The 16,883-nt window shown below is 72.2% G+C and carries 16 protein-coding genes and 2 tRNA genes; 14 read left to right on the top strand and 4 right to left on the bottom strand.

Going from position 1 to position 16,883, the window contains the following annotated elements:
• Positions 1–214 precede the first annotated feature (214 nt).
• Positions 215–628 carry an SsgA family sporulation/cell division regulator gene (locus ACFV61_RS22870; RefSeq protein ID WP_030056266.1) on the bottom strand — a complete coding sequence of 138 codons (414 nt, stop codon included), beginning with the start codon at positions 626–628 and terminating at the stop codon, positions 215–217.
• A gap of 195 nt (positions 629–823) precedes the next feature.
• Between ACFV61_RS22870 and ACFV61_RS22865 the strand changes: the two genes are divergently transcribed.
• From ACFV61_RS22865 to ACFV61_RS22855, 3 genes are all read left to right on the top strand, one after another.
• Positions 824–1,261, top strand: coding sequence for a TIGR02611 family protein (locus ACFV61_RS22865; RefSeq protein ID WP_380493614.1), 438 nt, complete (start codon positions 824–826; stop codon positions 1,259–1,261).
• 78 nt (positions 1,262–1,339) lie between these two features.
• Positions 1,340–1,411, top strand: a tRNA-Val gene (locus ACFV61_RS22860).
• 210 nt (positions 1,412–1,621) lie between these two features.
• Positions 1,622–1,693 (top strand) — tRNA-Val (locus ACFV61_RS22855).
• An 88-nt stretch (positions 1,694–1,781) separates the two neighbouring features.
• Here ACFV61_RS22855 and ACFV61_RS22850 read toward each other — a convergent pair.
• A complete protein-coding gene (locus tag ACFV61_RS22850) occupies positions 1,782–2,549 on the bottom strand; it encodes an exonuclease domain-containing protein (protein WP_063346820.1) in 768 nt (255 codons plus the stop codon).
• Positions 2,550–2,700: 151 nt separating this feature from the next.
• Here ACFV61_RS22850 and ACFV61_RS22845 point away from each other — a divergent pair, with 151 nt between their 5' ends.
• From ACFV61_RS22845 to ACFV61_RS22830, 4 genes are all read left to right on the top strand, one after another.
• On the top strand, positions 2,701–3,255 hold the full coding sequence (locus tag ACFV61_RS22845) for a DUF4365 domain-containing protein (protein ID WP_380493612.1): 555 nt from the start codon (positions 2,701–2,703) through the stop codon (positions 3,253–3,255).
• Positions 3,256–3,298: 43 nt separating this feature from the next.
• Complete coding sequence (locus tag ACFV61_RS22840; protein ID WP_380493610.1) at positions 3,299–4,486, top strand: hypothetical protein; 1,188 nt, start codon at positions 3,299–3,301, stop codon at positions 4,484–4,486.
• Positions 4,487–4,573: 87 nt separating this feature from the next.
• Positions 4,574–6,553, top strand: a complete 1,980-nt coding sequence (gene thrS / locus ACFV61_RS22835) for a threonine--tRNA ligase (RefSeq protein ID WP_380344302.1) — start codon at positions 4,574–4,576, stop codon at positions 6,551–6,553.
• Between the two features lie 78 nt (positions 6,554–6,631).
• Complete coding sequence (locus ACFV61_RS22830; protein WP_063346816.1) at positions 6,632–7,192, top strand: HIT domain-containing protein; 561 nt, start codon at positions 6,632–6,634, stop codon at positions 7,190–7,192.
• Positions 7,193–7,261: 69 nt separating this feature from the next.
• Here ACFV61_RS22830 and ACFV61_RS22825 read toward each other — a convergent pair whose 3' ends face one another.
• Positions 7,262–8,902: a hypothetical protein gene (locus ACFV61_RS22825; RefSeq protein WP_363372807.1), complete on the bottom strand. Its 1,641-nt coding sequence runs from the start codon at positions 8,900–8,902 to the stop codon at positions 7,262–7,264.
• A 207-nt stretch (positions 8,903–9,109) separates the two neighbouring features.
• On the opposite strand from ACFV61_RS22825, the gene ACFV61_RS22820 reads away from it, so the two are divergent.
• Positions 9,110–9,535, top strand: a complete 426-nt coding sequence (locus ACFV61_RS22820) for a thiol-disulfide oxidoreductase DCC family protein (protein ID WP_380493616.1) — start codon at positions 9,110–9,112, stop codon at positions 9,533–9,535.
• On the opposite strand, the gene ACFV61_RS22815 is transcribed toward ACFV61_RS22820, so the two are convergent.
• Positions 9,523–11,571, bottom strand: coding sequence for an elongation factor G-like protein EF-G2 (locus ACFV61_RS22815; protein ID WP_063346815.1), 2,049 nt, complete (start codon positions 11,569–11,571; stop codon positions 9,523–9,525). The genes ACFV61_RS22820 and ACFV61_RS22815 overlap by 13 nt on opposite strands.
• A 255-nt stretch (positions 11,572–11,826) precedes the next feature.
• On the opposite strand from ACFV61_RS22815, the gene pgsA reads away from it, so the two are divergent.
• From pgsA to pdxS, 6 genes are all read left to right on the top strand, one after another.
• Positions 11,827–12,474, top strand: coding sequence for a phosphatidylinositol phosphate synthase (gene pgsA / locus ACFV61_RS22810; protein WP_380493608.1), 648 nt, complete (start codon positions 11,827–11,829; stop codon positions 12,472–12,474).
• Positions 12,475–12,490: 16 nt separating this feature from the next.
• Positions 12,491–13,477, top strand: a complete 987-nt coding sequence (locus tag ACFV61_RS22805) for a phosphatidylinositol mannoside acyltransferase (RefSeq protein ID WP_380424685.1) — start codon at positions 12,491–12,493, stop codon at positions 13,475–13,477.
• 40 nt (positions 13,478–13,517) lie between these two features.
• Positions 13,518–14,702, top strand: a complete 1,185-nt coding sequence (locus ACFV61_RS22800) for a glycosyltransferase family 4 protein (protein WP_063346813.1) — start codon at positions 13,518–13,520, stop codon at positions 14,700–14,702.
• A gap of 84 nt (positions 14,703–14,786) precedes the next feature.
• Positions 14,787–15,152, top strand: a complete 366-nt coding sequence (locus ACFV61_RS22795; RefSeq protein WP_380344290.1) for a 5-carboxymethyl-2-hydroxymuconate Delta-isomerase — start codon at positions 14,787–14,789, stop codon at positions 15,150–15,152.
• 74 nt (positions 15,153–15,226) lie between these two features.
• Complete coding sequence (locus tag ACFV61_RS22790) at positions 15,227–15,727, top strand: hypothetical protein (RefSeq protein ID WP_063350972.1); 501 nt, start codon at positions 15,227–15,229, stop codon at positions 15,725–15,727.
• A 128-nt stretch (positions 15,728–15,855) separates the two neighbouring features.
• Positions 15,856–16,767, top strand: coding sequence for a pyridoxal 5'-phosphate synthase lyase subunit PdxS (gene pdxS, locus ACFV61_RS22785; protein WP_063346811.1), 912 nt, complete (start codon positions 15,856–15,858; stop codon positions 16,765–16,767).
• The last annotated feature ends 116 nt before the right edge of the window (positions 16,768–16,883 follow it).

Genomic DNA, 16,883 nt, shown 5'->3' with positions numbered 1-16,883 from the left:
AGATGTCTAAAAGAGACAGCCCGTATGGATGGCCGGCCTCGTTGCCGGGCGCCTGCGGTGTCGCGGACCCGCTCCGATGGGATCGGGCCGCCCACCGGCCCCGAGGCCGCGTCGCGCGCGGCTGAGTGCTGCCGTGCCCCCGAGTAGGACGGCAGCGGTGACGGCAGGAGGTACCACCCCGCCGATGGCGGGGCGTGACCGCCTCCGGGCGGGATCAGCTTTCGGCGAGGATGTGGGACAGCTCCCGGTCGAGGTCGAAGTGGCGGTGTTCGGTGCCGGGTGGCACCGCGGCGTCCGTCCGCTTGAGAAATGACTCAAGCGCCCGGGCCGGGGCTTCCAGCAGGGCTTCTCCTTCCGGAGAGCTCAGCGCGATGCAGACCACCCCTTGCCCGTGGCTGCGGGACGGCCAGACCCGGACGTCGCCGGTACCGGTCGGTCGGTGCAGCCCCTCCGCGAGGAGATCTCGGGCGAACACCCACTCCACGGTCTCGTCGGCGCCCGTGTGGAACGTGGCGTGCACGGCGTAGGGGTCGGCGGTGTCGTAGCGCAGGCCCGCGGGGACGGGCAGTGAGGACTCGCTGGACACGATGAGGCGCAGGTGCAGCTCGCAGCTGACCGTGGTGTTCATAAGCGCCATGGCCTTTCGCTCAGTGTGCGCTCGGGGAATCGCACGTCGGCGAACGGACCATCCCACCCCCAAGCCCGATGTAAACCCCTCTGTCCCGATTCGGGCGCGAGTCGTACCCCTTACGGCGCATTGCGGAATCATCCCGGAGTGGCCCGGTCGGGCATTACCGGGCCGCTTCTTGGTTAGTTTCCTGGCATGACTGTGCGAAACGACAAGACGGCCAAGAACACGGGATCGGGTGAACCGGTCACGTCGGATGACGCGGCCGGCTCCCGCGCCCCGGCGTTCGTCCGCCGCTCGCGGCCGCTGCACCTCGCCTGGCAGGCGGCGATCTTCCTGGCCGGCCTCGCCGTGGTCGTCCTCGGCGTGATCATGCTGCCGCTGCCCGGCCCCGGCTGGGTGGTGATCTTCCTGGGCATGGGGGTCTGGGCCACCGAGTTCGACTGGGCCCGGCTGGTGCTGCGGTGGAGCCGCCGCAAGGTCGCCGAGGCCGCCCGGCGGGCCATGGACCCGCGGGTGCGCCGCCGCAACCTCACCGTCACCGCCATCGGCCTCGCCGCGGTCGTCGGGATCGGCGGCTGGTACTTCGCCCGCTACGGCCTGGACGTCCCCTGGACGGCGGGCGAGAGCTGAGCGGCCCGGGGCCGGGGGCCGCCGTGACCAGGGTGTTCGGACCACCCTCCGGGATGCGGTAATGTTTTCCCTGCACCCGGGCGATTAGCTCAGCGGGAGAGCACTTCGTTCACACCGAAGGGGTCACTGGTTCGATCCCAGTATCGCCCACCGGAATGCATTGTGATACGTGAGGCCCAGCCGATTATCGGCTGGGCCTCACGTGTATTTCCGGAATCCATCCGAAGAACCATCCGGAATGCGGCTGAGGCTCAGTCATCTTCCGCGTGGAGCGCGAGTTCTGCGGATGCGCCAGCAGTACCCGGAAGGGGCGAGTTGTACGACGACCGCCAAATGGTGCTACTGTTCTTCTCGTTGCCCGGGCGATTAGCTCAGCGGGAGAGCACTTCGTTCACACCGAAGGGGTCACTGGTTCGATCCCAGTATCGCCCACCGGACAGCACGCAGGCCCTGACCAGGAAACCGGTCAGGGCCTGCGGCGCGTTCGGGGCCGGCGCTCGCGGGCATCCGCCGGCCGCCGCTACGCCGCCGCCTCGCAGCCGTGCTCGGGCTCCAGCCGGCGGCCGCAGCCGCACCGGGCCGGCCGCAGCGGCCAGGACAGGTCCACCCGCTCCGGCGTCCCCGACCGGTCGAACCAGTTCTGCAGCCCCCGCGCCTGCGCCGCGTGCCAGATCGCCTGCCGCAGGTGCAGCTCCGCCGCCGTCAGCCCGCCCAGCGCCGCCGGGTAGCGGGCGCCTATCCGCCGGGTCAGCGCCAGCGCCGCCGTCGCGTCCGCCGCCGCGTCGTGCGCCCCGGCCAGCTCCACGCCGTAGTGCGCGCACAGGTCGGTCAGCGTCCGGCGGCCCTTGCGGTAGCGGTCCACGTGCTTGTCCAGCACCCGCGGATCCAGCACCACCAGCCCGGCCGTGCCCACCCCGTCGGTCAGCGTCAGCCCGTGATGGCGGCGCAGCTCCCGGTCCAGCAGCGTCAGGTCGTACGGCGCGTTCATCACCACCACCGGGCGCCCGGCCCTCGCCTGGTCCGCCAGCGCGCGGGTGACCTCCGCCACCACCGCGCCGACCGGGCGCCCGTGCGTCCGGGCGTGCTCGTCGGTGATGCCGTGCACGGCCCGGGCACCGTCCGGGATCGGGACGCCCGGATCGGCGAGCCAGGTGGTGGTCTGCACCGGTCGACCCGGGGCGAGTTGGACGACCAGGGCGGCCGAGACGATCCGATCGGTCTCGACGTCCACTCCGGTGGTCTCGGTGTCGAAGGAGGCGAGTGGGCCGGTGTACCAGTGCTGCTGCATGACTGCCCCTCAGGCGAGCGTTCCGCGCGCCCGGTTGATACCCGGTTCTGACACCCGTTCAACCGTTTGGCGCAAGCCCGACCGGGGATCCTGCCCGTGGGCCCGTCGTTCCGATCCGGACGGGCCCGGAGCAGGGGGAGGCCACGGGGCGATGGCACTGACGCAGCCGCAGCCCGAGGGGGCGGCGGCCGTTCTACGGGGGAACCTGGCGGTCACCGCCTGCATGGAGACGCTGCAGGTCGGCTACCTGCACGCGGTCGCCGCCGCGGCCGGCTGCTCGCTCTCCCAGCCGTTCCCGGACAACGGGATCGACTGGCAGGTCAGCCACGGCTCCCGGGCGCACGAGGTGGACGACGAGGTCACCATCAAGATCCAGCTGAAGGCCACCCAGCAGATCGCGGCCGATCCGACCGGGCCGTTCTTCAGCTTCACCCTCGACAACGACCACCTGCACAAGCTCGCCCGGGCGAGGGTCGCCGTGCCGCGCATCCTGGTCGTGATGCTGCTGCCGCGGCGGGTCGACCGCTGGCTGCACGCCCGCCCGGACGCGCTGGAACTGCGGCACTGCTGTTACTGGGTCAACCTGGCCGGCCACCCGGTCACCGGACAGCGGCGTACCAACGTGCGGGTCCCCACCGGCAAGGTCTTCGACGACCGCGCGCTCTGCGACATCATGGCCCGGGTCGGCGCGGGTGGCAGCCCGTGACCGCCCGCCCCGGTCCCGGCCCCGGCAGCGAGGAGCAGCACCCATGACACCGCCGCACGCACCCGGCGAGCCGGTCCAGGCCCTGCCCGACCCCGCCGCAGTCGACCCGGCGGTGCTCGCCACCCTGCTCGCCCGGCACGGCTGGGTCCGGCGCGGCGGCCCCGCCGCCCGCTACGGCCGCTGGACGCCGCCCGACGACGAGTCCGGCACCAGCGTCCTCGTCCCCGCCGGGGACGGCTTCGACGACGCCGTCGACCTCCTCGCCGACGCCGTCACCGCGCTGTCCCGCTCCTCCACCCCGTCCGCCCGCGCCATCCTGCTCGCACTCGCCGTCCCCGGCGACGAACTGCGCTGGCACCGGGAGCCGGCCGGCCCCGCCGAGGCCGCCACCTGGGACGACGCCGAGCGGCTCCAACGGGCGGCCCGCGCGATGCTCGCCGCCGGGGCCAAGGCCGGCCGGGCCACGGCCGCCTACTTCGGCGCCCGGCTGGACGCCCACGCCGGGGACTTCCTGGACCGCGTCCTGGTCGTCGAGCAGGGCGCCGCCCTCACCGCCTACACCCCCGCGCCCGAGGGCCGGGCCGCCGTCACCACCCTGGTCCGCGCCCTGGAGGCACTGCGCGACGCCGTCGACTACCGCCGGGTCAGCGGGGGGCCCGAGGCCTTCGAGAACGCCGTCCAGGCCGGAGTCAGCCGGGAACTCGTCCAGTCCGTCGAGGACCTGGTCCGCGGCGCGACGGCGACCAGGCTGACCGTCGCCTGGTCCGCCACCGCCGGGACCCCGGGCGGCTTCGGGGACCGCCGGGTCGTCCTCGACTTCTCGCCCGGCGACCTGCCCGCCCTGACCGAGGCCGCCGAACTGCTCGAACGGATCGAGCCCGCCGTCGCCGTCACCGTCGTCGGCGTGGTCGTCCGGCTCAAGCGCGCCGACCCGGCCGGACCGGGCGCGGTACGGCTGCGCGTCCTCGGCGGCGCCGAAGTCCGCGAACTCAAGCTCCGCCTGCCCGACCCCGACTACCGGCTCGCCGCCGAGGCCCACCTCGCGGGCCTGCCGGTCCGGGTCGCCGGCCGGCTGGAGAGCCGCGGCGGCTTCCGCCGGCTCACCCGGCCGCAGGGCCTGGAACTGTGCGGCTGGGAGGATGCCGACCGCGAGCGGCTGCTGAAGTCCCTCGGGGAGGGACTCGGCGAAGAGCTCGACGGAGGCCTCGGGGAAGGGGGGGAGGGGGCGTAGGTGCGCGGCCGGGTCGACGCGCTCGGTACCATCGTCACGCGCAGCGCAGTGTTGCGTCCTCTGAATCCAGCACGTCAGGAGAGACCGGTGACGGACGTCCGGGTAATCATCAACCGCGAACCCGATCGGGAAGAGCGCGTGGTGACCACGGGCACTACGGCCGCCGAGCTCTTCGCCGACGACCGCTCGATCATCGCCGCCCGCGTCGGCGGCCAGCTCAAGGACCTCGCGTACGCCGTCCAGGACGGCGACGAGGTCGAGCCGGTCGCGATCGGCAGCAAGGACGGCCTGGACATCCTGCGCCACTCCACCGCGCACGTCATGGCGCAGGCCGTGCAGCAGCTCTACCCCGAGGCCAAGCTCGGCATCGGCCCGCCGGTCAAGGACGGCTTCTACTACGACTTCGACGTCGAGAAGCCCTTCCACCCCGATGACCTCAAGGCCATCGAGAAGCGGATGCAGGAGATCATCAAGCGCGGGCAGAAGTTCTCCCGCCGCGTGGTCACCGACGAGTCCGCCCGCGAGGAGCTGGCCGCCGAGCCGTACAAGCTGGAGCTGATCGGCCTCAAGGGCTCCGCCGCCACCGCCGGCGAGGGCGCCGACGTCGAGGTCGGCGCCGGCGAGCTCACCATCTACGACAACCTGGACGCCAAGACCGGCGAGCAGTGCTGGGGCGACCTCTGCCGCGGCCCGCACCTGCCCAGCACCCGGTACATCCCGGCGTTCAAGCTGATGCGCAACGCGGCCGCCTACTGGCGCGGCAGCGAGAAGAACCCGATGCTGCAGCGCATCTACGGGACCGCCTGGCCGACCAAGGACGAGCTCAAGGCCCACCTCGACTTCCTGATCGAGGCCGAGAAGCGCGACCACCGCAAGCTCGGCAACGAGCTGGACCTCTTCTCCATCCCCGAGGAGATCGGCTCCGGCCTCGCCGTCTTCCACCCCAAGGGCGGCATCATCCGCCGGGCGATGGAGGACTACTCGCGCAAGCGGCACGAGGAAGAGGGCTACGAGTTCGTCTACACCCCGCACGCCACCAAGGGGAAGCTCTTCGAGAAGAGCGGCCACCTCGACTGGTACGCGGACGGTATGTACCCGCCCATGCAGCTCGACGAGGGTGTGGACTACTACCTCAAGCCGATGAACTGCCCGATGCACAACCTGATCTTCGACGCGCGCGGCCGCTCGTACCGTGAACTGCCGCTGCGCCTCTTCGAGTTCGGGACGGTGTACCGCTACGAGAAGTCCGGCGTCGTGCACGGCCTGACCCGTGCCCGCGGCTTCACGCAGGACGACGCGCACATCTACTGCACCCGCGAGCAGATGGCGGAGGAGCTCGACTCGACGCTGACCTTCGTGCTCAACCTGCTCCGCGACTACGGTCTGACCGACTTCTACCTGGAGCTGTCGACCAAGGACCCGGTCAAGTACGTCGGCTCGGACGAGACCTGGGAGGAGGCCACCGCCGTCCTCGCCAGCGTGGCCGAGAAGCAGGGGCTGCCGCTGGTGCCGGACCCGGGCGGCGCGGCCTTCTACGGCCCGAAGATCTCGGTCCAGGCGCGCGACGCGATCGGCCGGACCTGGCAGATGTCGACGATCCAGCTCGACTTCAACCTCCCCGAACGTTTCGATCTTGAGTACACGGCGGCGGACGGCTCGCGCCAGCGGCCGGTCATGATCCACCGCGCGCTGTTCGGCAGCATCGAGCGGTTCTTCGCGGTGCTGCTGGAGCACTACGCCGGCGCCATGCCGCCGTGGCTGGCCCCGGTCACCGTGACGGGCATCCCGATCACCGACGAGCACGTGCCGTACCTGCTGGAGGTCGCGGCCGAGCTGAAGAAGCAGGGGATCCGGGTCGAGGTGGACACCTCGGACGACCGCATGCAGAAGAAGATCAGGAACGCGCAGAGGTCCAAGACGCCGTTCATGCTCATCGCGGGCAACGACGACGTCGAGGCGGGCGCGGTGTCCTTCCGCTACCGCAACGGCGAGCAGAAGAACGGCGTGCCGGTGGCGGACGCCGTCGCCGAGATCGTGGAAGCGGTGAAGAACCGCATCCAGGTGTGACGCCTTCGGACCACCACGCGCGGGGCGGGCTCTTGATGAGTCCGCCCCGCGCGGCTTTGCAAGCAGCGCTGGGCGAATATGCTGATCAGCATGACGACTGAGCCGGAACTGCAGCGGGGCGTCGGGGAGCCGGACGGCTTCCGCCGCCTGTGGACCCCCCATCGGATGGCGTACATCCAGGGTGAGAACAAGCCCACCGGTCCGGCTCCGGACGACGGTTGTCCGTTCTGCTCGATCCCCTCGCTGAGCGACGAGGACGGGCTGGTCATCGCCCGGGGCGCCGCCGTGTTCGCGGTGCTGAACCTGTACCCGTACAACGGCGGCCACTTGATGGTGGTCCCGTACCGGCATGTCGCGGACTACACCGACCTGGACGAGGCGGAGACGGCCGAGCTGGCCGACTTCACCAAGCGGGCGATGACCGCGCTGCGGGCGGCCTCGGGGGCGCACGGGTTCAACATCGGGATGAACCAGGGCACGGCGGCCGGTGCCGGGATCGCGGCGCACCTGCACCAGCACGTGGTGCCGCGCTGGGGCGGGGACACCAACTTCATGCCGGTGGTCGGCCACACCAAGGTGCTGCCGCAACTGCTGGCGGACACCCGGAAGATGCTGGCCGAGGCCTGGCCGCAGGACTGATCGGGAACGCCGGAGGGGCCCGTCACCGCTGAGTCGGTGGCGGGCCCCTCCGGCGTGCGCGGGCCGGGGTTACTCGAACTGGTCGACCTTGTACGGGCGGGTGCCCTGGGCCTCGGACTTGATGATCGACGCGCGGTTCTTGAAGCGGTCGGTGTCCAGGTCGTGCTCCTCCAGGAACTCCAGGGTGGCGGCGTGCACGGCGCCGAGGACCGGGACGGAGGCGTTGAGCGCGTTGTCGGTCATGAACCGGCTGCCCCACGGCGGGCTCGCCCAGGCGTGCCGGAAGCCGAACGGCTCGGGCAGGCCCAGGCCGCCGCCGAGCCAGGAGAGCAGCCCGGGGGCGCGGGTGAGCGGCGCGCGCAGGGCCTGGCGGACCACCTCGTCGTTGTCGATCAGGGGGAGCTTGACGGTGCGCTCCTCCCAGAACTTGCCGGTCTTCTGGACGGTCTTCTCCTTGGCCGAGGGCTTGTCGGAGAAGACGCCGTTGACCGGGCCGAGCGCGTAGCCGGCGACGGTGACGGTGAGGGTGTTGGCGAGCAGGGTGACGGTGACGGTGAAGGTGATGATCAGCTTGCCGTCGAAGGTGATGAACTGGGTGGCGAGGTAGTGCCGGGGGCCGCCGCCGGCGAAGGTCTGCTTGTCGGCGATGGTCTGGAGGGCGAAGTCGCGCATCCGGTCGCCGTCCATGTCGGCGTTGCCGGGGCGGGAGATCTCGTCGGCGTTCTCGCCGATTTCGAGGACCGCCCACTGCTTGACCGTGATGTTGGTCATCCCGCTGTTGGCGACCTCGCTGACGGCGAGCCCCTTGAGGTGCGAGGAGATCTTCCGGACGAGGTCCCAGGGGTGGAAGGCGCGGAAGTCGGAGTGGCCCGCGGCGGGGCGCATCACGTCGACCAGGCGCCATTCGCCCCAGCGCTTGCCGACGCCGAGGATGCCCTTGGGGCCGGCGTAGTGCTGGACGTTGGTCTCCTGCTCGGCCTCCATGCGGGCGAGCTTGTCGCGCAGGTCGACGGCCTTCTTGTCGAGGTCGTCGCGGGGGACGGCCTTGGAGACGGTGGCGGCGACGGAGCTGCCCTCGGCGAGGGCGAGCCAGCGTTCGCGGAGCTCCTTGGTGGAGCGCAGCACGATGCGCCGGGCGAGGATCCCGCCGATGATCGGCGGGATCATGGCGACGCGCAGGTAGATGCCGAGCGGGCCGTTGACGGGGGGCTTGACGAGGAACAGGACGGAGACCACGGCGGCGGCCAGGAGCGCGAGGGCGCCGTAGAGCTCGTCCTGGAGGGCCTTGCCCTTCATGAGGTAGATGCGCAGGTAGAACGCACCGATCCAGATCAGGGTGCCGGGCAGGGCGAGCAGGCCGAAGAGCACGGTGACCACGGTGAGCTTGCGGTCCCGTGCGGCCCGCAACTCCTGTGCGGCCAGGCAGTGTTCGACGATCTGGCGGGTGTCGGTGCCGAACGAGGGCACGATCGGCTTGCGCCCGGCACCGACGGTGCGGGAGATGACGGCGGCGCTGAACGCCTCGCCGAGGTTCGCCTCGAAGAGCTTGAACCGGGGCTTCTTGTGGGTCGCGGTGGTGACCTTGCCGACGAAGTCCTCGATCTTGCCGTCGCGGTACGCGACCGAGGAGAGCGCCGGGGTGACTCCGGTTTGCGGCCCGGCGTCGGTGCGGGGTATCTGCGCACCCGGAGTCATGTCGAGTGTGGTCACGGTGGCGTCCCCTCCTCCCCTTGTCAGCGGCAGGTTATCGTGCCGTGGTGTCGCCGCGCGCATGATCGTCTGAAGTGCCGTCACGATCGGGCCGCGCCCGGGCTTGAGAGGCATGATGCCCAGCTTCGGGTTGGTCGATACCCGGTCGGCGGCGGGTCGTCGGGGTGGGGCAGGATGGCCGTGACGGCGAGGAAGGGAGCCCAGGCGATGGATCCGGTGCTGGTGTTCGACGGGGACTGTTCGTTCTGCTCGTCCTGCGTGCGGTGGGCGGAGCGCTACCTGCGGCAGACGCTGGCCTCGGGGGGCTGGGACGCGGTGCCGTTCCAGTTCGAGGACCTGGCGGCGCTGGACGTGCGCGCGGGCGGGCTGGGCGAGGTGACCGCGGAGCGGGCGGAGCGCGAGGTGCTGTGGGTGACGCCGGCGGGCCGGGTGTACGGGGGCGCGCAGGCGGTGGCGCGGCTGCTGATGCGTTCGGGCGGCGCGTGGGCGTACCTGGGGGCGGTGCTGGCGTCGGCGCCGGTGCGGCCGGTGGCGGGCCTGGCGTACCGCTGGGTGGCGCGCAACCGGCACCGGATGCCGGGGGGTACGGCGGCGTGCGCGCTGCCTCGGCGCCAGGGCGCTCAGTCGGTGTAGCGGGTGGCCAGGGCGGTCGGCATGGGTTCGTGGCGCAGGTAGGCGCGGGAGAACTCGGCGGTGCCGTGGGTGAGTGAGCGCAGGTCGACCGGGTAGCGGACGAGTTCGAGTTCGGGGACCTCGGCGCGCAGCAGGGTCAGGCCGGGGCCGCCGGTCTCGGTGCCGAGGACGCGGCCGCGGCGGGCGGAGAGGTCGCCGAGGACGGCGCCGAGGTAGTCGTCGGGCAGCAGGACGGTGACGGCGGCGACGGGTTCGAGCAGTCGGATGACGGCGTGTTCGGCGGCGTCGCGCAGGGCGAGGGCGGCGGCGGCCTGGAAGGCCGCGTCGGAGGAGTCCACGGAGTGGGCCTTGCCGTCGGTGAGGGTGACCCGGACGTCGACGAGCGGGTGGCCGGTGGCGACACCCTTGGCGAGCTGGGCGCGCAGGCCCTTCTCGACGGAGGGGATGAAGTGCTTGGGGACGGCGCCGCCGACGACGTGCTCCTGGAACTCGAAGCCGGAGCCGGCCGGGAGGGGTTCGACCTCCAGGTCGCAGATGGCGTACTGGCCGTGGCCGCCGGACTGCTTGACGAGCCGGCCGTGGCCGGCGGCGGCGGTGCCGAAGGTCTCGCGGAGGGCGACCTGGGGTTCGACGGTGTCGACGTGGACGCCGTGCCGGGTGCGCAGGCGGTCGAGGACGACCTCGGCGTGGGCCTCGCCGGTGCACCAGAGGACGAGCTGGTGGGTGGCGGGGTTCTGTTCGAGGCGTAGGGCCGGGTCCTCGGCGGTGAGGCGGGTGAGGGCCTGGGAGAGCTTGTCGTCGTCGGCCTTGCTGTGGGCTTCGACGGCGATCGGGAGCAGGGGCTCGGGGAGGTTCCAGCCGTCGAGGTCGACGGGGTGGCCGGGGTCGTGGACGGTGTCGCCGGCGCGGGCGGTGGTGAGCTTGGCGATGCAGACGAGGTCGCCGGCGACGGCGTGCGGGACGGGCCGCTGGAGCTTGCCGAAGGGGCTGCTGAGGGCGGTGACGCGTTCGTCGCCGTTCTGGTCGGCGCTGTGGGCGGGGCCGGCGAGGTGGATGCGGGTGTCGGGGCGCAGGGTGCCGGCGTACAGGCGCAGCAGGCTGATCCGGCCGACGTAGGTGTCGCCGGTGACGCGGACGACCTGGGCGGCGAGCGGGGCGTCGGGGTCGCAGTCGGGGGCTGGGCGGGTGCGTTCGCTGGGGTCGGGGAAGGTGTGGACGATCAGGTCGAGGAGTTCGGTGGCGCCGAGGCCGTTCTCGCTGGTGGGGACGGCGGGGTGGAGGGCGCAGCCGAGGACTTCGCGGCGCAGGCCGGCTTCGAGGGCGTCGGTGTCGAGGGTGTCGCCGGAGAGGTAGCGCTCCATGAGGGTGTCGTCCTGGCCGGAGATGGCCTCGACGAGGCTGTCGTGGGCGGGCCCGGTGTCGGGCAGCGGGGTGGCCCGGCCGTAGGTGTCGCCGGTGAGCAGGTCGACGCTGCCGTCGGGGCGGCCGTCGTGGAGGACGGGCAGGAAGAGCGGGCGGAGGGTGTCGGGGCCCAGGTCGAAGGCGTCGTGGCAGGCGGTGAGGATGTCGTCGAAGCCGGTGCGGGCGAGGTCGAGTTTGGCGACGGCGATGGCGCGCGGGATGCCTTCGGCGGCGCACTCGCGCCAGAGTGCGCGGGTGGGGGCGGTGACGGGGTCGGTGGCGGAGACGACGAAGACGGCGGCGTCGGCGGCGTGCAGGGCGGCGCGCAGGTCGGCGGTGAAGTCGGGGTGGCCGGGCGGGTCGATCAGGTTGATCTTGACGCCCTTCCATTCGAGCGGGAGCAGCGAGAGCTGGACGGAGCGCTGCTGGTGGTGCTCGATGTCCTCGTGGTCGGAGACGGTGGTGCCGTCGGTGACGCGACCTGCCCGGCCGGTGGCGCCGGAGGCGAGGGCGAGGGATTCGGCGAGGGTGGTCTTGCCCACACCGCTGGAGCCGATGAGGACGACGTTGCGCAGGTCCCGGGGGGCGGTGACGGCGGGCGCCTGGGCGGCTCGTGCCGTGCTGCGGTCGGGCATCGGGGTCTCCTCCCGTCGCGCCGGGGCTGTCCTTCGAAAGTGTAGGTGCGGGTGCTGCGGCGGCGCGTGTCGTACGGGTGGGCGGTGACCGTCCGTGTGTGGGACGTGGCCGGGGTGTCGTCGGGCGGTGCGTGCGACGGAGCGTGCCTCCGGCCTGGCTACGATGGGTGGGCCGGACGGGCTGATCCGTCCGGCCGTCTGCCGCGCGTGTTGCGCCAGGCGGGTACCAGGGAGATCGGAGCGGTCGGGAAGGCCATGCTCAACAAATACGCGCGTGCCTTCTTCACACGTGTTCTGACCCCGTTCGCCGCGTTCCTGATCCGGATGGGCGTGAGCCCGGACGCCGTGACGCTGATCGGTACGGCCGGTTCGGTGGCCGGTGCGCTGGTGTTCTTCCCGCGCGGGGAGTTCTTCTGGGGCACCATCACGATCACGCTGTTCATCTTCTCGGACCTGGTGGACGGGAACATGGCCCGCCAGCTGGGCCGGAGCACCAGGTGGGGGGCGTTCCTGGACTCCACGCTGGACCGGGTCGCGGATGCGGCGATCTTCGGTGGTCTGGCGATGTGGTACGCGGGCAAGGGTGACGACAACCTGCTGTGCGCGGTGGCGATCTGCTGCCTGGCGAGCGGGCTGGTGGTGTCGTACACCAAGGCGCGGGCGCAGAGCCAGGGGCTGCCGTGCGACGTGTCGGGGCTGGTGGAGCGGGCCGAGCGGCTGGTGGCCAGCCTGGTGGCGGCCGGGGTCGCGGGTCTGCACAAGTTCGGGGTGCCGTACGTGGAGTGGCTGCTGCCGGTGGCGCTGTGGCTGGTCGCGGTGGGCAGTCTGGTGACGGTGGTCCAGCGCATGCTGACCGTGCGCCGGGAGGCGTTCGAGGCCGACCGAGCGGCGGCCGGGAGCTGATGGGGGGCGTCCTGCGGTGACGGACCGACTGGTGTACTGGGCGTACGCGCTGGGCTGGGCGGTGCTGAAGCACCTGCCGGAGCGGGTGGCGCGGGGCCTGTTCGACCGGCTGGCGGACTACGCCTGGCGTCGGCGGGGCAAGCGGGTGCTGCAGTTGGAGGCGAACCTGCGCCGGGTCCGTCCAGGGCTGGACGAGGCGGGCCTGCGGGCGCTGTCCCGGGCCGGGATGCGCTCGTACCTGCGGTACTGGATGGAGTCGTTCCGGCTGCCGGTCTGGAGTCGGGAGCGGGTGGCCCGGGACGTCCGGTCGGAGGGCCTGGAGAACCTGCGAGAGCACATCGAGGCCGGTCGGGGCGCGGTGATCGCGCTGCCGCACATGGGCAACTGGGACCTGGCGGGCACCTGGGTGGCGCAGCTGGGCTTCCCGTTCACCACGGTCGCGGAGCGGTTGAAGCCGGAGCGGCTGTTCGACCGGTTCGTGGAGTTCCGGGAGGGCCAGGGCATGGAGGTCCTGGCGTTGACCGGGGGCGGGGTGAACGTGATCGGCACGCTGGCGCGACGGCTGCGCGAGGGCCGGCTGGTCTGCCTGGTGGGGGACCGGGACCTCTCGGAGGCGGGCGTGGAGGTGTCGTTCTTCGGGGAGGCGACCCGGATGCCGGCCGGTCCGGCGGCGCTGTGCCAGCGCACCGGGGCGGCGCTGCTGCCGGTGACGCTCTGGTACGACGGCCCGGTGATGCGGGCGCGGATCCACCCCGAGGTGCCGGTGCCGCAGGAGGGCGACCGCAAGGAGCGGACGCAGGTGATGACGCAGGCGCTGGCGCAGGTGTGGGAGCAGGCGATCCGCGAGCACCCCGAGGACTGGCACATGCTGCAGCGGTTCTGGCTGGCCGACCTCCCGGTCCGTGAGACGGTGGAGGAGGCGGCCGCGCCGCACTCCGAGGCGGCCCGGGCGGCCGCGCCGGAGCCGGCCGGCGAGCCGGCGGCCGAGGCCTCCGGGTCCTGATCCCGGCCAGCAGGAGTACCCGAAGGAGCATGAGGAACCCGTGAAGATCGGCATCGTCTGCCCGTACGACTGGGACGTCCCCGGTGGGGTGCAGTTCCACATCCGGGACTTGGCCGAGCACCTGATCGGTCTGGGCCACGAGGTCTCGGTGCTGTCGCCGGCCGAGGACGAGGAGGCGCTGCCGCCGTACGTGGTCGGTGCCGGGCGGGCGGTGGCGGTGCCGTACAACGGGTCGGTGGCGCGGCTGAGCTTCGGCGTCCTGTCGGCGGCGCGGACGCGGCGGTGGCTGCACGAGGGCCGGTTCGACATCCTGCACGTGCACGAGCCGGCCGCGCCGAGCGTGTCGATGCTGGCCGCCTGGTCGGCGTCCGGGCCGATGGTGGGGACGTTCCACACCTCCAACCCGCGCTCGCGGGCGATGATCGCGGCCTCGCCGATCCTGCAGCCCGGCCTGGAGAAGATGCGGGCCCGGATCGCGGTGTCGGAGTACGCCCGGCGGACGCTGGTGGAGCACCTGGGCGGCGACGCGGTGGTGATCCCGAACGGCGTGGACGTCGGCTTCTTCGCGGACGCCGAGCCGGACGAGCGCTGGCGCGGCGGCGCGGCGGCGGGGGAGCCGGGCACGATCGGCTTCGTCGGCCGCATCAACGAGCCGCGCAAGGGCCTGCCGACGCTGCTGGCGGCGCTGCCGAAGATCCTGGCCGAGCGGCCGGGCGTGCGGCTGCTGGTGGCGGGCAAGGGGGACGAGGAGGAGGCCGTCGCCGGCCTGGCGCCGGAGGTCCGCCGGCAGGTGGAGTTCCTCGGCATGGTGAGCGACCGCGACAAGGCCCGGCTGCTGCGCAGCGTGGACCTGTACGTGGCGCCGAACACCGGTGGCGAGAGTTTCGGGATCATCCTGGTCGAGGCGATGTCGGCGGGCGCCCCGGTGCTGGCCAGCGACCTGGACGCGTTCAAGCAGGTGCTGGACGGCGGGGACGCGGGCGAGCTGTTCCCGGTGGAGGACGCGGACGCGCTGGCCGCTGCGGCGCTGCGGCTGCTGGGCGATCCGGGGCGGCTGGGGGAGCTGAGCAAGGCCGCTTCGCGGTACGTGCGGCGGTTCGACTGGTCGACGGTCGGCGCGGACATCCTGGCGGTGTACGAGACGGTGGCGGCGGGGGCCGCGGCGGTGGTCGAGGAGGACGTGCGCAGCGGCCGGCGCGGCCGGTTCGGGCTGGCCCGGGACTGAGCCCGGCCGGCCCGGGACTTTTCCGGGGTGCCGGCGGCGTTAGGGTCGGTCGACCGTATTCGGGCACGACGCATGGGGGCACCGATGCCGCAGATCTCCGTCGACTACTCGCCGAGCCTGGCCGGCTCCTTCGACCGCCGGGCGCTGGGCGTGGCGATCAACCGGCTCGCGGTGGGGACGATCGACGCGAAGCCGGAGGCGTGCAAGACGCTGTTCCGGCAGAACGACGACTTCGTGGTGGGGGAGGGCGAGGAGGCCGCCGCGCAGGTGTACGTCGAGTTCCAGATCTTCCCGGGCCGTACGCCGGAGGCTAAGGCGGCGCTCAGCGAGGGCGTGCTGGCGCTGCTGGCCGAGCACGTCGCGCCGGCGCCGGGCACCCGGCTGCACACCGCGGTGAACGTCTCCGACATCGACCGCGGGTCCTACCGGAGCGCGAGCGCGGAGGGCTGAGCCGGTGACACCCGGTAGCGTTGCGCCCCGTGACTACCTGGATCTGGGCCGGCGTGGCCGTGGTGCTGTTCGGCATGTACCTGAGTTGGACGGCCGGTCGGTTGGACCGGCTGCACGCCAGGATCGACGCCGCGCGGGCGGCGCTGGACGCGCAGCTGGTCCGTCGGGCCTCGGTGGCGATGGAGCTGGCCACGTCCTCGCTGCTGGACCCGGCGGCCTCGCTGCTGCTGCTGGACGCGGCGCACGCGGCCCGGCAGGCCGAGGACGACCAGCGTGAGGTGGCGGAGAGCCAGCTGAGCCTGGCGCTGCGGGCGGTGTTCGCCGAGCCGGAGCAGGTGGCGGCGCTGGTGGCGGAGCCGGGCGGCGAGGACGCGGTGCGCGACCTGACGGCGGCGGTGCGCCGGGCGCCGATGGCGCGCCGGTTCCACAACGACGCGGTGCGGGCGGCCCGGGCGGTGCGTGAGCACCGTCTGGTGCGGTACTTCCGGCTGGCGGGGAAGGCTCCGTTCCCGCTGGCGTTCGAGATGGACGATGCTCCGCCGCCCGCGCTCACGCCCGAAGGGGCACCCGCCTAGGCTGTGCTCGGATACGGCCCGTTTGTCGCATCCCGTCGTCCGGGCTGGACTTGGTGGCGCATGGTTGCGTCACCCGTTCCGCCTACCATAGGGCGATAGCACTGGTTCATCTTCGAGTGAGGTCTCACGTGTCCACCACCCCCACCACCGCAGACCAGCCGCAGATCGGTACCGCCCGGGTGAAGCGCGGCATGGCCGAGCAGCTCAAGGGCGGTGTGATCATGGACGTGGTCAACGCCGAGCAGGCCAAGATCGCTGAAGACGCCGGCGCGGTGGCCGTCATGGCGCTGGAGCGGGTTCCGGCCGACATCCGCAAGGACGGCGGCGTGGCCCGGATGTCCGACCCGAACATGATCGAGGAGATCATCGAGGCGGTCTCCATCCCGGTGATGGCCAAGTCGCGGATCGGCCACTTCGTCGAGGCCCAGGTCCTCCAGTCGCTCGGCGTCGACTACATCGACGAGTCCGAGGTGCTGACCCCGGCCGACGAGGTCAACCACTCCGACAAGTGGGCCTTCACCACCCCCTTCGTCTGTGGCGCCACCAACCTGGGCGAGGCCCTGCGCCGCATCGCCGAGGGCGCGGCCATGATCCGCTCGAAGGGCGAGGCCGGCACCGGCAACGTCGTCGAGGCGGTCCGCCACCTGCGCCAGATCAAGAACGAGATCGCCAAGCTGCGCGGCTTCGACAACAACGAGCTGTACGCCGCCGCCAAGGAGCTGCGCGCCCCGTACGAGCTCGTCAAGGAGGTCGCCGAGCTCGGCAAGCTGCCGGTCGTGCTGTTCTCCGCCGGTGGCGTGGCCACCCCGGCCGACGCCGCGCTGATGCGCCAGCTCGGTGCCGAGGGCGTCTTCGTCGGCTCGGGCATCTTCAAGTCGGGCGACCCGGCCAAGCGCGCCGCCGCCATCGTGAAGGCCACCACCTTCTTCGACGACCCGAAGATCATCGCGGACGCCTCCCGCAACCTCGGCGAGGCCATGGTCGGCATCAACTGCGACACCCTGCCGGAGACCGAGCGCTACGCCAACCGCGGCTGGTAGTCGCCCCTTGTGCCGGGGGGGGGGCCGCCCCCCGGGGGCGGCGGGGCCGCGCCCGCAGAGACGACTACTCTATAAAAAAATCTGTTGAGGAAAATCTGACCCCAGCGACCCAGACA

It is taken from the genome of Kitasatospora sp. NPDC059817, from assembly GCF_042731835.1.
In the GTDB taxonomy this organism is placed as follows: domain Bacteria; phylum Actinomycetota; class Actinomycetes; order Streptomycetales; family Streptomycetaceae; genus Kitasatospora.
Note: the sequence above shows the minus strand (reverse complement) of the source record. Positions and strands in the feature narration are given on the sequence as shown.

Bases quoted from the DNA above. Each gene is read 5' to 3' on its own strand.
- ACFV61_RS22850 (WP_063346820.1), bottom strand. From the start codon at position 2,549: ATGCAGCAGCACTGGTACACCGGCCCACTCGCCTCCTTCGACACCGAG.
- ACFV61_RS22840 (WP_380493610.1), top strand. From the start codon at position 3,299: ATGACACCGCCGCACGCACCCGGCGAGCCGGTCCAGGCCCTGCCCGAC.
- ACFV61_RS22820 (WP_380493616.1), top strand. From the start codon at position 9,110: ATGGATCCGGTGCTGGTGTTCGACGGGGACTGTTCGTTCTGCTCGTCC.
- ACFV61_RS22795 (WP_380344290.1), top strand. From the start codon at position 14,787: ATGCCGCAGATCTCCGTCGACTACTCGCCGAGCCTGGCCGGCTCCTTC.
- ACFV61_RS22815 (WP_063346815.1), bottom strand. From the start codon at position 11,571: ATGCCCGACCGCAGCACGGCACGAGCCGCCCAGGCGCCCGCCGTCACC.
- ACFV61_RS22865 (WP_380493614.1), top strand. From the start codon at position 824: ATGACTGTGCGAAACGACAAGACGGCCAAGAACACGGGATCGGGTGAA.
- ACFV61_RS22845 (WP_380493612.1), top strand. From the start codon at position 2,701: ATGGCACTGACGCAGCCGCAGCCCGAGGGGGCGGCGGCCGTTCTACGG.
- pgsA (WP_380493608.1), top strand. From the start codon at position 11,827: ATGCTCAACAAATACGCGCGTGCCTTCTTCACACGTGTTCTGACCCCG.
- ACFV61_RS22870 (WP_030056266.1), bottom strand. From the start codon at position 628: ATGAACACCACGGTCAGCTGCGAGCTGCACCTGCGCCTCATCGTGTCC.
- ACFV61_RS22790 (WP_063350972.1), top strand. From the start codon at position 15,227: ATGTACCTGAGTTGGACGGCCGGTCGGTTGGACCGGCTGCACGCCAGG.
- ACFV61_RS22830 (WP_063346816.1), top strand. From the start codon at position 6,632: ATGCTGATCAGCATGACGACTGAGCCGGAACTGCAGCGGGGCGTCGGG.